Origin of the sequence: Paenibacillus castaneae (genome assembly GCF_002884445.1) — a bacterium.
In the GTDB taxonomy this organism is placed as follows: Bacteria; Bacillota; Bacilli; order Paenibacillales; family Paenibacillaceae; genus Pristimantibacillus; species Pristimantibacillus castaneae.
In genome coordinates this window covers 787,922-803,481 of sequence record NZ_KZ614144.1, presented here as the reverse complement: position 1 = coordinate 803,481, position 15,560 = coordinate 787,922, and the positions used below count along the sequence as shown (strand labels likewise).

The 15,560-nt window shown below is 42.9% G+C and carries 10 protein-coding genes; 3 read left to right on the top strand and 7 right to left on the bottom strand.

What is annotated here, in order from left to right:
* Window positions 1-7: 7 nt before the first annotated feature.
* Complete coding sequence (locus CEF13_RS03405; protein ID WP_102709423.1) at window positions 8-1,042, bottom strand: LacI family DNA-binding transcriptional regulator; 1,035 nt, start codon at window positions 1,040-1,042, stop codon at window positions 8-10.
* Window positions 1,043-1,207: 165 nt separating this feature from the next.
* Window positions 1,208-4,930: an S-layer homology domain-containing protein gene (locus CEF13_RS03400; protein WP_102709422.1), complete on the bottom strand. Its 3,723-nt coding sequence runs from the start codon at window positions 4,928-4,930 to the stop codon at window positions 1,208-1,210.
* A gap of 684 nt (window positions 4,931-5,614) precedes the next feature.
* Between CEF13_RS03400 and CEF13_RS03395 the strand changes: the two genes are divergently transcribed.
* The 3 genes from CEF13_RS03395 to CEF13_RS03385 all read left to right on the top strand — a co-directional run bounded on the left by CEF13_RS03395 (window position 5,615) and on the right by CEF13_RS03385 (window position 10,474).
* Window positions 5,615-7,963 (top strand): GGDEF domain-containing protein, encoded by a 2,349-nt coding sequence (locus CEF13_RS03395; RefSeq protein ID WP_102709421.1) that lies wholly within the window; start codon window positions 5,615-5,617, stop codon window positions 7,961-7,963.
* 289 nt (window positions 7,964-8,252) lie between these two features.
* Window positions 8,253-9,767 carry a sensor histidine kinase gene (locus CEF13_RS03390; RefSeq protein ID WP_102709420.1) on the top strand — a complete coding sequence of 505 codons (1,515 nt, stop codon included), beginning with the start codon at window positions 8,253-8,255 and terminating at the stop codon, window positions 9,765-9,767.
* Window positions 9,764-10,474, top strand: a complete 711-nt coding sequence (locus CEF13_RS03385) for a response regulator transcription factor (RefSeq protein WP_102709419.1) — start codon at window positions 9,764-9,766, stop codon at window positions 10,472-10,474. The genes CEF13_RS03390 and CEF13_RS03385 overlap by 4 nt, the downstream gene beginning before the upstream one ends.
* 70 nt (window positions 10,475-10,544) lie before the next feature.
* On the opposite strand, the gene CEF13_RS03380 is transcribed toward CEF13_RS03385, so the two are convergent.
* The 5 genes from CEF13_RS03380 to CEF13_RS03360 form a co-directional block, all read right to left on the bottom strand.
* Window positions 10,545-11,609, bottom strand: coding sequence for an aliphatic sulfonate ABC transporter substrate-binding protein (locus CEF13_RS03380; protein WP_166742847.1), 1,065 nt, complete (start codon window positions 11,607-11,609; stop codon window positions 10,545-10,547).
* A 56-nt stretch (window positions 11,610-11,665) separates the two neighbouring features.
* Window positions 11,666-12,499, bottom strand: coding sequence for an ABC transporter ATP-binding protein (locus tag CEF13_RS03375; protein WP_243864631.1), 834 nt, complete (start codon window positions 12,497-12,499; stop codon window positions 11,666-11,668).
* Entirely contained in the window at window positions 12,475-13,236 is a 762-nt protein-coding gene (locus tag CEF13_RS03370; protein ID WP_102709417.1) for an ABC transporter permease, read from the bottom strand. Before CEF13_RS03370 ends, CEF13_RS03375 begins: the two co-directional genes overlap by 25 nt.
* Before the next feature lie 36 nt (window positions 13,237-13,272).
* Window positions 13,273-14,733: a sulfatase family protein gene (locus tag CEF13_RS03365; RefSeq protein WP_102709416.1), complete on the bottom strand. Its 1,461-nt coding sequence runs from the start codon at window positions 14,731-14,733 to the stop codon at window positions 13,273-13,275.
* A 274-nt stretch (window positions 14,734-15,007) separates the two neighbouring features.
* Window positions 15,008-15,487: a GyrI-like domain-containing protein gene (locus CEF13_RS03360; protein WP_166742846.1), complete on the bottom strand. Its 480-nt coding sequence runs from the start codon at window positions 15,485-15,487 to the stop codon at window positions 15,008-15,010.
* Window positions 15,488-15,560 lie beyond the last annotated feature (73 nt).

Below are 15,560 nucleotides of genomic sequence, written 5' to 3'. Positions count from 1 at the left end.
CCTCCTGTTAATTCATTTTTTTTACTGACTCGCCAATGATAAGTTCACAAGCCAGCTTCTCATGATGCCACGATAAATCTTCTTCCGTGTTCAAAATGTTTTTCATTAATATTTCCGCAGCCATGGTACCAATCTTGTGCTCCAATTGATGGACGCAAGTGAATGTAGGAACGCTTAATCGAGTCCAATTTGGTGTACCAATAATAACTGTCGAAATATCATTTGGAATACTTATGTTCTCTTCACGCAGCAGTTGGATACCGCCTTCGGCCAAGATATGACTACCCAGCACGATTGCGCTTACATCCGTTTTCAGCATGTGCTGCATCATTTGATAGCCTGATACTGTGTCTAGACTGCCTAGCTCAATCCAATCTTTTTTTACTTGAAGTCCGCACTCTTCCATTGCAGCATAGTAACCATTTTCCCGTTCACCAACGTTAGTCAAAGTGTTCCAACCTATAAAGCCTATTTTTTTGTGACCATTCTCGATTAAATGCTTGGTCGCTGTGTAGCCGCAACCCCAGTTGTCGCAGCCTACGAAATCATACTGAGCGATACCAGATAGCGGTCTTTCAGTAATGACATAGGGAATACCCAATCGACGCAAATGGTCCGTATTTTCTGTCCCTTGAATCGTCGGGCTTATAATAAACCCATCAACCCTTTGACCAATCATTTTATCGATGATTTCTTTTTCCTTGCCGATATCATCTACCGTTGTGCTGATTGAAATAAAATAGCCATAGCGATGAACCACTTCTTCTATTGCCACGATGATTTTAGTAAAAAACGGGTTATCAAACTGCGGTACAAGTACGGCAAGTATCCCCCTGTCCTTGCCCTTTAAACTGCTAGCCACTGCACTTTTCATATAGTTCAGTTCTTTAACCGCCTCTAGTACTCGCTCTCTTAGCTCTGCAGTTACATAACGTTTAGTTGAGCCGTTAAGGATGTACGAAACCGTAGCAATAGAGGTGTCAGCTAGCTTTGCAACATCATTTAGCGTTGCATACTTATTACGTTTTGTTTTCTTTTCCAAATCAACTCCCTCCTTATAGGGAAACGTTTACTCACGCTAATTTTAGCAGGGAAACGTTTACTTATTCTGTAAATAAAAATATGTAAACGTTTCCCTGAGCAATATCATATTCCCGTATCTTTTTGCTGTCAAGAGGTTTCTCGAAAAATATTTCCTTTGTTCCGGTTATTCCTTGACCATATTCAACAAAATGGTTACTGCCTCTGCTCTCGTAGCAGAAGCTTTAGGAGCAAACGTGTTGCTGCCATTTCCTTGAATAATCCCTTGCTGCTTAAGTGACGCTACCGCTCCCATTGCCCATAATGGCACATCCAAATCATCTGCAAAGCCGGCTGGCTCTACAGTCTCCGTAGATAGCTTAAGAGCTCTAGCAATCATAACTGCCATCTCTGAGCGCTTGATTTGTTCATTCGGGCGGAAACTTCCATCCTCAAAGCCTTGAATAATGCCTGCATGATTAGCGGTTGCTATTGCTTGCTTAGCCCACTCGCCAATCTTTGCGCTGTCATTAAATTTCAGCTCCGCACCCTCATTCTTCATCTGAAGCGCATTCGTCAGCATCACAGCAAATTCTGCGCGTGTAACCGTACGATTCGGTCTAAAGGTGTGATCCGGATAGCCGCTTACTATACCAAGCTTCACCGCTTCACTAATGCTCGCCGCAGCCCAGTGGCCTGCAATGTCGCTAAATGACTCGACAGCAGCTGCCTTATCTACTGCAAGTACCGCAAACTTCGTAAAGTGATCTACCTCACCCGCAATTTGGTTGCCGGTTACCTTGCTTCCCATAACTTCAACCCACTGCTTTTTAGCCTCGTCGTAATAGAAAATGCCGGCACGTTCACTGTTCTTAAGTAGTGTTGAATCAAATGCAAATTCTATTTTTACTAACTTTTTGAAATTCTGCGGGATATTTTTAAGCATCTCATAGACAGGACTTAACAGTGCTACTTGGTCAGAAAGAAGCCCGCTTGTATCCTTAACTTGCTCGATTGTAATTTTCAACTCATCAGCCGCCGCACCTGCAGGGAAAGTAATTCTAAGGCCGTCACCAAGGCTGGCAATACCTATTTTCCCTATTGGAATGTTCAGCTGGCCATTTGTTGAAGTTACTGTATCTCCTACTGGACTCCCGCCGTCCCCGCCTGAGGAACCACTTGAAGCTGAATCTCTTGTGACTGCAATTGTATAAGTTTTGCTTGATTGGTCTGCTCCTGCAACAACAATTGTTATGGTATTCACGCCCGTATTCAACGTGATAGCCTCGCTCGCTTGACCGCTGACCACCTCGTTGCCATTTACCGTGATTATCGCCTCAGACTCCGCTGCTGCTGGAGTTACCTGTACACTGGACACATTATTTGCTACTTGTTGTGTGTAATGAAGGGTATTGGCTGTAAAGTCTTCCTTCAGGGCGCCGGTAGATAATCGAATATCTTTTAGATCCGAATAAATATCCTTGCGGACGGTATCTTTCATCGCTTTTTTCATAGCCCCTAGAAACGCAAGCGTTTCCTCATACGGAGGTGTATTTAATTTCCCTGGATAGCCTTCATCCTCCGGATTCCATAATAACTCTACAGGAATATATCCGCGGTAAGAGCTGCTGCGGATAGTCTCAAATACTTTATTCAAATCCATCAGCTTTTGCGTTTCTGCACCGCCTGGCTTTTTCTTCACTTGGAAGTTATTTGAATAAGGAAGAATAAGTCCAATATCGGTATACCAATCATATTGTGTAGCATCTGTATTCATAAATTCTCTATAATAGCCAGTATCATTAACTACACCTACATTAGGACGGTCTATCCATTGCAGCAGTTGTAGCACTTGATTGGCAGTAGCCAGCATATCGCCATGATTTTGCACGCCGATTTCTACATTTGGATAGTTCTTCGCTGCAAAATCTGCAACCTCTTGTATAGCTGGAGCAATTCGGTCGCGAGCAATTTCGTCCCATCCGAGACGTCTAATATCTACCGGTGGCGGACCGCTGAAAATACGAATGACTGGCGCGCCCATTTCATTAGCAACCTTAGTCCAAAATTTAATACGCTCAATATCCAATTCTCTTCTTGCTTGATTTGGCTCTGCAAAATTGTTTTGAATGCCTGTACCGCTAATTTCAATACCTAAATCATCAGCATACTTTTTGATCTGTCTAGCAAACTCAAATATTTCTTCATGCTTTTCTACTGGCGGCATTGCTGTGTTGCTGTACCCTGGAATGTAATAGCATGTAATGTCTACAGCATCAAAGCCATTGTCGTGCGCCCACTTAATCGCCTCAAAAGTCGTCATAGGAACTGGCGAAGTACGACCTTGAATCCATGAATTCACATTCATATTAAACGTATACATATTAAGGCTCAGTTTGTAGTCCCCATTGTAATATGGCACTGTATGATCCAAACGCAGATGGTCATAGTTCGAATCTACATATTCTTCTGCAGGAGGCACTGTCGGCAGCTGGTCCCCATTGTCTGCAACAAACGACATGGCGCTCCAATCCATTTGATCACTATGCTCGACCTTAATATATTCGTTATATACTTCCAAGCTTGGTACATGGATCGTCATGTTTGTTACAAAGTTAAACCATAGCCCTTGTTTTCCCTCAGGCACTGTAAGCGTTGGCGGGTTTTCTCCCAAATATAGATCTGTTAGATTAACACAGAAATAAAAGGCTCTTGATTCGATCGTTTTTACGTTTGGAAATCTCGCGACTTTTAGCTTGCTTGCGCTAGAACCCTTCGTTTGAGCAAAAGCTTGCGAGCTAATCAATTCAACATCTGGAAAATCAACCTCAGTCAAATTTTCGAATAAATTAAAAGCTTTTACACCAATCGTTTTTACATTTTCTGCTTTTACCTTTTTCAAATACCTATTTCCTTCAAAAGCATTTTTAGGAATGGTGCTATTGGTAAAATTGGCTGTTCCGATAATATAAAGCTCCTCCAGCTTTTTCAAGCTAGTTGCTATAAATGTACAATCCGCGGGATCAAGCACACCCCCCTTAATTGTCAGCGTTTTAATATCGCTGTAATCCTTGCCTTCAAAGTTGGATGCATCGATAGCATCCTTCAATTTTTTAGTTGTAAAGGATTGGATTTCGACTTCTTGTGTAGCAGTCGGACCATTATCCACATCCTTTGGTGAGTTATCTCCGTTGGATGCGATCGTGAACCCGAAGCTGCTCCAATCATCATCCGATTGAAACACAGCTACTGCGTCCGTTGGTACGTAAACGGTTAAATTATCCATGTCAGCGCCAGCAAACCAATCTCCCGCGCCAGTATCTGCATCAGGATCTAATCCGATAGGCAGATATGTTTTATTAAACGTAAGGGACGTTAGAGATGAATTATTTTTAAACGCATATGGCCCCAATGTTCTTGTCATACCAAATACAGCTGTTTCCAAAGATACGCAACCGTCAAAAGCACCCGCACCAATGTAGGAAGTGTCGATACCGATATCAACCTTCTTCAGTTTTGCAAGCCCTTTAAATGCATTGTTTGGCAGCTTATTGCCGTTCCAAGCAAGTTGTCCGGATGCCGCCGGCTGAACAATTCTAAAGGATTCTAAATTAACATACTTGCTTAGCGATCTATTATCCTTAATAAAATCAGCATTGGCTAATGTTTTCGAAAGCGTACCTGCATGAATCACAATTGATTTAAGCTGTTCTGCTTCCTCAGGTTTAGCTGCATCGTATCCCTGTTTAGCCAATAATTCCAGCAACGTCTCCTTTGTATTGAAAATAATAACAGCTTCTCCATCTGCAGACGCAGCCTCTGCCCTTGCTCCCCATGTAAGCTGAACGGATGACAAAACGATAAGCGCTGCAAGCATAAGACTAAACCCTTTACGCCCTTTTTTAAACATATTCTCACTCCTTGTGAACTTTTTGGTTAATTGTTACTTCTTACAACCCCTAATTAAACAACCACAACCAATTTCAACTTAATCACCTCCTTGTAAAATAAACTTTAGTCCCTATGTAAGTTACGTAAGAAAATATACCAAACTTGTGCCAGTAAGCGATTACATATATAGCATGAATTTCAACTTATAAAGTTAAAAAATTAATTCACGATAGGTAAACGTTTACTTGAAAATATTTACTAATTTTTATTATTTGAAAAACTTGTTGATTTGCAAAATAAGTAAACGTTTACATACTTCTTGCAATAGAACCAATCTTTTAATTTATAAGTGCTATGTAGAATTAAAAATTAGTCTATCATACTATCTTTATCTCTTTCTTTATTTATAGTCAAAATCAAGTCTAATCCCAATTTTTGTAACCGTTTACAAGAAGTCGTTTTTGAAATCTTGTTCAATACCATCATTCCTTAAACTTTGTTTCAATGTTGTTATTTACTATAACGAATTCTAATTCTGATGTCTACTACTTAAGAAAAAAGCATGCGAAATCTTATATTGCCTATTTTTCTTCCTCGATTTAAATGTGATGCAGGAGAACGGTACTAGTTCAAAGAATATGTTACGACAAAACCGTTCACAGCTTAACTTCGGATAAGAAGACAAACTTAGAGGTGCTGCGCTATGCCCACAAATAATGAAATCGCGAAAAGATCGAAACGATATACGATAGGCCTTTTGTCAGAGGTGGCGCATTATGAATCTGAATCACTTCTATTTCAGGGGATGATAAATGCTGCGGAGATCCATGACGCCAACGTTATTTATTTCACACCGGTTATTGATGACGGAGAAGAATTGCGCCACGCCAGCCTGGATGAGGAAACGAATCAGCATATTCGCCGCAAGCATGACAAATTGAAAGCACATACCGCTTCCTATGATCTGGATGCACTCGTTATTATCGGTTGGTCCAACGATTTCATTGGAGAGAATGGACGGTATTTGCAAGATATCCTCTACCCTGTCCGTCTAATAAGCATTGGCAAAAGCTCAGAGCATTTTCCCAGTGTTATTATGAACGGCGGCCAGTACGTCAAGGATATGGTACGACACTTAGTCACAGATCACGGGTATCGCAGCATTGCATTCGTCCCCACTTGGAGTGATGATGACCGAGCGGGAGCATACGCGAATGAACTGCATGAACATGGACTCTTCGATAAAAGTCTATTAATCAACGTGCACGAGCTTGCAGATTATACCCAGATCGATCAACGGATGAACAAGGCGCTTTCCCTTCTACTCGATGAGCGCGGTTTGCAAGTGGACGCCATCATGCTTACGAATGCCTTCGAAGGGAAATATATGCTTGATGAGTTGACTAGCCGGGGACTTCGCGTACCAGAGGACATTGCGCTTGTTTGCTTCGAGAACCACTCCGTTATTGAGTTTTCCAAGCCATCACTCACAACCATTTATTTTCCATTCAAAGAGATTGGCTATTCTGCATGTGAGAATCTTATTAAGCTGCTTGACGGAGAGGACATTCCGCATATTATGGAGGTACCTGGCAAGATTATTAACCGTGACTCCTGTGGGTGTACCGTTAACAAAATCAAGCCGATGCTTCTTGATTCACCCCTTGCTTCTATAGAGAAGACTGCAGTTGCAATAAATGATGCATGCTCATTCATTGCTCAGCAGATGTCTCAAAGCTTTGCAATGAAGCCGTTCGACTATGCCAAATTAGCCAGCCTATTCGTGCAAAGCGCTGAAACGGCTGATAGTCAATTTCTATCTGCACTTGTTTATGAGATGGAGCAGGTGCGAGCTTACGATGTTAATCAGCTTCAAGCGATGATTGATCTCTTTCGCAAGCTGCTTCTACCTTACGTGAGCCATGATCGTATCGTATATGAAAGAGCTGAAATGCTTTGGTTTTCGGCACGTTATATAATGAAGGACTATGATTACTTTTCCGTATTAACCCGATTTCTTGGGAGCCATGAAGACAGTCGAATATTAAGCTCGATTAGCCAAAGTATATTATCCGCGCGCAGCATTCCACAGGTAACGGATGCACTAATAAACAACTTAGGCTGGATTCAGATACCTACTACATATATATTTTTGAATGATTCATCACACTCGAAGGCCGAGCAAAGCCGGCTTGTTTTTGCTTTTGATGAATATCAAACTCTAATTGATGACTACTCACCGGAGAGCGGCATCGTTGAAGCATTTCAACTATTTAAACAAAAGAAAAATAACCGATTCAATCTTATTGTCCACCCCCTTCGAGTGAACGACAAAGAGCTTGGTATCGCTTGGGCCGATCCCGGCAAGCATAATGCCCATTTAATTGTAACGCTTGGTGATCAAATTAGCATCGCGCTTGAGAGCAACCGCGTGCTGGAGGAGTCGCATGAATTAGTTACGCAATTATCGAGGGAAATTATATTGAGACAAGAGAAGGAAGCCCAGCTCACCTATTTCGCTGACATTGATTCGCTTACTCATCTATTCAATAGACGTTTCTTCTATAACAGCTTATCCTCCATTGCCAGACACGATAACTCTTTTACCTTATTCTATATCGATATTGATGGCTTCAAGCAGGTAAATGACACACTCGGACATGATGCAGGCGATACATTGCTCAACCAGATTGCTGACCGGCTTCGAAATGTATTATCGGATCAATCATTCTTGCTTTCTCATACGATGCCGGGCGTTGGCATGACGAAGTCAAATGCTATATTTAGGCTTGGCGGAGATGAGTTTACCGTACTCCTTCAAACAGCCGACTCCGATGTGGCCGCTGCATACGCAAGCAAGGCAGTTGAGGCCATTCGCCAGCCGTATGTTCTGACAGGCGGTACGGCCATCGTCTCAAGCAGCATCGGCATTGCGATGTATCCTGCTGACACGGATGACTCAGACCTGCTAATCAAGTATGCTGATTTAGCACTGTACAAAGCTAAGGAAGTGAAGGATACTTTTGTATTTTATCGTCAATTGGTTGAATAATAGCTGGGGCCTCTAAATTATATAACAGCCGATCAGAGTTACTGCACCTGATCGGCTGTTCACGATTGACCCCCTACGCGGACTGTAACATCAAATGTTGAAACTAACTGAAAACCTCACTTCGTTTTATAACCACGCAGCACTCAATTAACAGTAACAAATCAAGTATGTAGCGGCCCTCAAAGAGGTTCGCAGCTAGTCCCAAATTCATCTGGCAACGACTAGTGATCGCAGGCGAAATGCCCTATAATAAAGGGATAACGTTATATCGATCAAACGAGGAGACCCCATGACAATATTGCTCATTATACTCATCATAGCGGCGGTCACGTTATTTATTATGAAAGCACGAAATCCTTCTGCCTATTGGATGGGTTTTGTTCTTGTTGGCTGGTTTTTAAGTATGTTCGGCCTTATCCTATTTATTGCGAAATACGGCGGATTTTATTACAGAGTAAATATTGTTTTATTTTTTAATGATGCGATTCGCAATATGCTATTGAATTTACCGATTAAAATTGAAGGCATTAGCCGTATTATTACGATTGGCCGATCTTTGTTTATTTTCAGCTTAGTTGGACTCTCTGTGTCCTTGATGTCCTATCGCCCCTTCTGGCGAAACTGGAAAATTCACATGCTTAGCTTTATTCCAGCACTTGCCAATCTCATTTTCTACGATCCTGTTATTTATAAGAGAGCGCTTACTATAATGGATCGCGACCATACCTTCATTATTGGCTGGATCACTCGCGGCTGGCTCGTCCTTTCGGCTTTGATTGCTGTATCTTTAATGATATGGAAATATCGAACCGTGACCATTCCTTGGGCGAAACGACAAAGCGGATTTATTATACTTGGCGTACTTTCACTTGCTTTATTTTATTTCTATCTTGGGTTCATGGGACCGCTTCAAGTGTTTGATATTCGAACCTTCTATGTGCTCTACTCCGACTTTTCTAACTTCAATCCGCCGCTAACGCTATCTGGTTGGTATTTAAGCATAGGGCTTACAGGTGTGTTGTCGATCGTCAGCATTTATGCCGTGTGGCGTTATACGGAAATTGAATTAAAGATGGGTAAGGACGATCTCCTGCTTAAACGAAAGCTGGATACCGCCAACATGGGCGCACAGGTGTTTACCCACGCCGTTAAGAATCAGCTCATTATGCTTCAACTTCTAGTGAGACAAGCAACAGAAGCTCTAGAGGCATCCGGCAGCACTGAAACCCAATCTATTGGAGCACCGCTTGCAAAAGCAGACGAAATTGTTCATTCCACGCTTGGGAGACTCGACCAGCTGTATAAATCATTCAAGACTAATCAGATACAGCTTAAGCCGCAATTGATTCATAACATAATCGATCATTCGTTAGACCGCATTAAACCTTTACAGAAGCATGTTGAAATCAAAACAGCATTACCTGATCCGTCAACCATGATATTAGCTGACTTCATCCCTATGTCGGAAGCGATCTATAATTTGCTTATTAATGCCATAGAAGCGATCGATTCCGAATATGGCGGATTAATTCACGTATTAGTTTATACAGAGGATCACTGGGTCATTATTAAAATTATGGATAACGGGCCCGGCATCCCTGCGCATATGCTCGATGAAGTATTCGATCCTTTCGTTACGAATAAGAATACGACCAAAAACTGGGGCGTCGGCTTATCGTATGTGAAACACATCATTTTAGCCCATTACGGGCGAATTCATGTAGAAAGCAAACCGGAGGTTGGCAGTTCGTTTCAGCTTATTATTCCATTATATGAATTAAATACAGATATCAAGAAAAGGTGAGGGACATCACGGAGCTCATTCGCATCATTGTAGCAGAGGATATGGACGTATTAAGAGATCATTTCTGCAAATTGATCAGCCAGGAGAAGGATATGTCCATTATTGGACGAGCGGCAAGCGGCAAGGAGGTTCTTGCACTAGTTGCCGAGCTCGGAGCTCCGGACATCATCCTTATGGATATTGAAATGGATGTTAAGCATGATGGCATTATGACCGCGCAGAAGGTGCTGGAGAAGCATCCCGATACACGAATTGTATTCCTGACCGTGCATGAGGATGAGGAAACGATATTCAGTGCATTCGATACGGGTGCGGTTGATTATGTGTTGAAAACAAGCTCAAGCGAAGCCATCGTTCAAAGCATTCGTTCCGCGCATTCGGGAGTGGTTTCGGTTCGGCCTGAAGTTGCCTATAAAATTAAAAACGAATTTTCACGGATAAGACGCAATCAAGAAGCACTTATGGCCGCAACACTGCTGCTGTCTCAAATGACTCCATCAGAGCTGGCCATCCTTAATTTATTGCTTAAGGATATGAAAATTCCTCAAATTGCGAAGGAGCGCCAAGTGGAGCTCTCTACCATAAAGACACAAATCAATATGATTCTGAAAAAATTCGACAAGAAGCGGACAAAAGAGGTTACTGCTCTGCTGCGAGAGCTCAATGTAACCTCTTTTATTCAAAACCGGCTTGGCGGGGGATCTTAATAACACAAACAAAAAGAAGCTGTCTGAGTGCATAACACCCTCTGGACAACTTCTTTTTCTATGGGATCTTTTATTCTTTTGCCGCTTTCATAGCTGGTTCTGTACTCAAGAATTGTTCGGAAGGAACCGCTTTATCCAGCTTTTCGTTCGCTACGAACAGCTTCTGTAAATTATCAAACCATTTAACTGCCGTTCCATCGCTAAATACTTCAGCCATCTTCGCATTATCAATCCAATCAATGGAATCCAGCTCTTGCTTCAAGCTATCTTCTGGAACTTGTGTGTATGCTGCAGTCAATTTAACAGTTTCATCAATGTTATTGATCTTATAATCTGTCACTTTGGCCATAGCCTTCATAAATCTTTCAACCAATTCCGGTTTTTCCTTCAGAAATTTCGGGCTAACAACCCAGCTGGCTGGGAAGCTGTATTCGGGATAGAAGCTGCTGTTGTCACCAAGCTTTATCATATTCTCTTTACCGACTTGTTTCTCAATTTCTGTCGTGTATGGAGACCAGATTGCAACCGCATCCACTTTATTGGCTACATAAGCTGTAACTGCTCCAGCAACATCCATGTTGATAATATTTACATCGCTAGGCTTCAGGCCAGCACTTTCAATACCGAGGTTAAGCACCATTTCACCAGATGTTCCCTTAGGAACACCAACCGTTTTTCCTTTTAGATCCTTCCACTCTTTTATGCCGGATTTCTTCGTTGCAAATACCATGTCGCTTTTGCCAAGGCTGACTAGCCCAATAATATTGCCTTGTCCTTGGGCAGACAGGAAGGTTGCTCCTGGTCCGATATAGGCAATATCGATATCGCCTGATGCCATAGCTTGGAACTCAGGAGGTCCGCTCAGAAATTTTACCGCATTCAGCTTAATTCCCGCTTCTTCAAAAAAGCCTTTTTCTTCTCCGATCGCGATCGGTGCGGCTCCGCCCATATTGGGCATATAAGCGAAGTTAATTTTCTCGGCTTTCACTTCTGTTTTATTTTCCTCAGGGTTCTTGACTACAGAGCCATCCCCATTCTTGTTACCTCCCGCCCCACAAGCGCTGAGTAGAAGAGTCATGCTGAGTAAAACGGCTGCCATCGAACGTTTTGGCATTAATCTGAAGCTGTTAATCATAGATAAAGACCTCCCTATCATATATGTGGCCCAAGCTTCCGCTAGGTTAAACCCGATTATTTGGATACTTCAAGATACTCGCGATAAACTTTAGACCAAATTTCGTTTTTTATCTCAATGAATCGCTCATCAAGCTTCGTTGACTGATCTCTCGGGTACGGGATATCTACCTCAATAATTTCCTTAATTCGGCCAGGGCGAGCGCTCATTATGATAACACGCTGGGCTAATATAACCGCCTCTTCCACATCATGAGTAATAAAGAAGCACGTTTTCTTTTCTTTCTGCCATGTCTTAAGGAGCTCTTCTTGAAGCTGCGCTCGCGTCTGAGCATCCAATGCGCCAAATGGCTCATCCATTAGCAATACTTCAGGCTCTACCGCATAAGCTCTAGCGATCGCTACACGCTGCTTCATTCCTCCTGAAAGCTCTTTTGGGTATGCATGAGCAAAGTCCTTAAGGCCAACCAGGTCCAAGTAATGCTCGGCCTTGGCTTGGCGTTCTTGTTTGCTTAAGCCGCGCAGCTTCAGTCCGAATTCCACGTTTTTGAGTACGGTTTTCCAAGGGAAGAGCGCATATTGCTGGAAGACGACGCCGCGTTCCTTGCCTGGGCCCTTCACTTCAACTCCTTCGACCTTTATTGAGCCAGAGGTTGATTCCTCTAGCCCGCCAATAATGTTCAGCAGCGTTGTTTTTCCGCAGCCGCTTGGCCCTACGACACAAACAAACTCGTTATTTTTGATCGTTAAATCTGTATTTTGAAGCGCAATGGTCTCACCAGTGCGAGTTTTGTACACCTTGTTCAGACCTTTAATCTCGATCTTAATTTGTTCTTTCGAATGCTGCGGATTGATGACGTTGTTCATTAGCTTTGACGTATTTCCTGCCATCCTGTTAGTCTCCTCTCCAGAAACAATACAAATTTATCCATTGCAAGGCCAATAATACCAATAACTACGATACCAAGAATAACGACATCCATTCGGAAGTATAAGCTTGCTTCCATAATCATATTGCCGAGACCTTTGTTGGCGCCAGTAAGCTCAGCCGCAACGAGGGTTGTCCACGCTGCCGCAAGACCAAGCCGAATGCCGACAAGAATATAGGGGAAGGATGCGGGCACGATAACCTCTAAGAAAATATCTTTATCCTTAGCGCCAAGTACTCTTGCTGCACGGATTAACGTAGGGTCTACGTTGCGTACCCCTTGGAAGATCGAGATAACCATAACAAGAAAAGTGGCTACAAAAATAACGGAAATTTTAGCTGATTCACCGACGCCCTGCGATACGATTACGAGCGGAATTAAAGCAATCGGCGGAATCGTCCGGAAAAACTGAATCCAAGGATCAAAGATTGCGCGGACGAGCGAGTACCATGCCATTGCGAAGGCAACGGGTATCGCAAACAGTAAGCCTAGAGAGAAGCCGCCAAGCACTCGAAGCAAGCTAGTGGAAACATTAGACCACATCCGGCCGCTAGAAACTTCTTTGAAGAAGCTGCTTAATACTTTTCCAGGCGTCGTGAGAATGGCTCCAATGGAAGGAATCGATGATAACAGATACCATACGCCTAAGCCTACAATGATGGAAATGACGGTCAGTAGCCAGTTTGGGATTTTTTTCATAATATGAATCTCCTTCTGAGTTGCTGTTTTCTTAGATTAACCGTCGTAAGCCGGCTGCAGCGCTTCCGATTTATATTTATTGCGTATTACGTTCGCTTCTTCCTTCGCGCCATTACGCTCAAGCTTACGAATCCAATCATCTGCACTTAAATATTTCCAAGGCCCTGTCTCAATAACTTTCTGCATCGGATCCACTTTATAACCCGGCTTGCTCGATTGCTCCTGCATCCATTCCAATAAACGATGATCCATTTCCTTCACAATATCCGGATATTCGCCAGCTACATTGCGAAGCTGATTCGGATCATTCTCCATATCATACAAAGTGACTGGTTCGAAATTCAAATACAAGCCCTGGTGATAGGTGCGGATGAAATACCACTTCTCATCACGCACAGCACGCTGGCATACATAGAGCGCATGATCCATGACCAAATAATCTCGCCCTTGCCAATGCTCCCCCTTGAGTGCGGGCAGGAATGATTTGCCGTCCCAGCCTGATGGAACCTCCAAACCCAGCATGTCAGTAATCGTTGCAATTACGTCAACGTTGTATACGAAGCCATCTACTTTTGTTCCCGGCTCCGTAATGCCTGGTACCTTCACGATCAGTGGGATGTGATGTACGGCTTCCGTAGCGCTTGCATGCTCAATATAAATACCTTGCTCACCCATCGATTCCGCATGATCCGCACTAATAACGAAGCATACTTCATCTTCTATTCCAAGCTCGCGAAGTGTTTCGAGCAGCTCGCCCACATATTTATCCATGTAGTTAACACCGCCGTCATAGCCGTCGATAACATGCTTATAATCCGCACGGTTTGCAATTTGGCCCGGCATAGTTGCTGGGTACTTATCTCCCCAGTGCAGGAATTTAGCTGACCGCGGGAAACTGTCCGTCTGCTGTGCCGCAATCGTCGCTTCATCCGGGAACGCTTTAACTGGCGAGTCCTTCCATCGCTCCATATATTCAATAGGATACGTATAGAAGGAATGCGGATCCCAATATTGGATATGCAGGAAATAGTCCTCCTCTTTGCCATGCTGCTTCAGCCATGGAATAACCGATGCGTTGACTTCATCTGCATTTTCATTGCCTTCCTTAAGTGAATGCGTATGCACTTCGCTCCAGCCTGCGAAATACCACCATGCATGATGGCGATCTCCAAACGAGGAGAACGTGACCGTTTTGTAGCCAGCTTTGCGAATATGTCTTGTAAAGAAAGGAACTTCCTCACTATGACCATCACCCTCCGGGTAATAGAACTCGCCTCCAGGGCCCCAATGAGTAAGTGCTCCGTGATTGATACCGAAGCGGCCGGACATGAAGCTCGCTCTCGAAGGAACGCATGGAGAAGATGCTGTATAGCAGCTGTTGAAAACCATACCCTCTGATGCAATTTTATCAATATTAGGTGTAGTTGGACGATTATACCCATAGCAGCTCATATGGTCTGGACGAAGCGAGTCGATATCTAAGTAGATGATTCTCATGTGATGTTTCCTCCCGTCTAGGTTTCGAATTTCGTGAATATATTCCTATTGTAGGAGAAAACCCTCCATAAAATAAGGTTGAACATTTTTCAACCTTTTTTGGTTCCGCTATCATTGGGTAATTTTGTATATAACTAAAATTGGAAGCGTATTTATGAAAATGGATATTGTGAGCTTTCATTACACATATACGGACGCACACAAAAAAGAATCGCTCTCATTGCGAGCGATCCTTTTGGCAAAATATATTTTAGATAAGGCACAAGCTCATTACTCACTGAATCGGCGCATATACATCAATTACTATTTTGCCTTCCCTATCATCGTTCTCAAATAAATACTTTTCCAAAATCATAGCAGGCTCATTTTTCTTCAAGCCATGCTCGTCTGAGTAGCGGTGGATTACCTCATACGGGTCCGGTTCAAATGGACGAACCCCATCATAGGATACTAATACATATTGATGTGCGGGAATAGTTAAACCAATCATGCCTTCTGGAATAAACTCCAAGCTGCTCACTTGCAAACAGTACAGGTAGGTGAACATGACTTCACTGCTATACCACGGAGCGTAATATTCAACAGGATTAACCGCGTTCGGAATTTCCGATAACCGCCGTTTAAACTCTTCTTTCGTCTGCTCAATCTTGCTGAAATCACCATTCTTAAATGATACGTTGACGGGCAACCCAATCATGAGAAGCTCCCCTAGTTCTGTGATTTCAATCTTATGATTCTGCTCTACAATTGTCACTTGCATGCCTCCTCTTTCTTTCGTTATTCGCAATCATCACACCAATAAATTCCACATATTATAATGTTTTTCC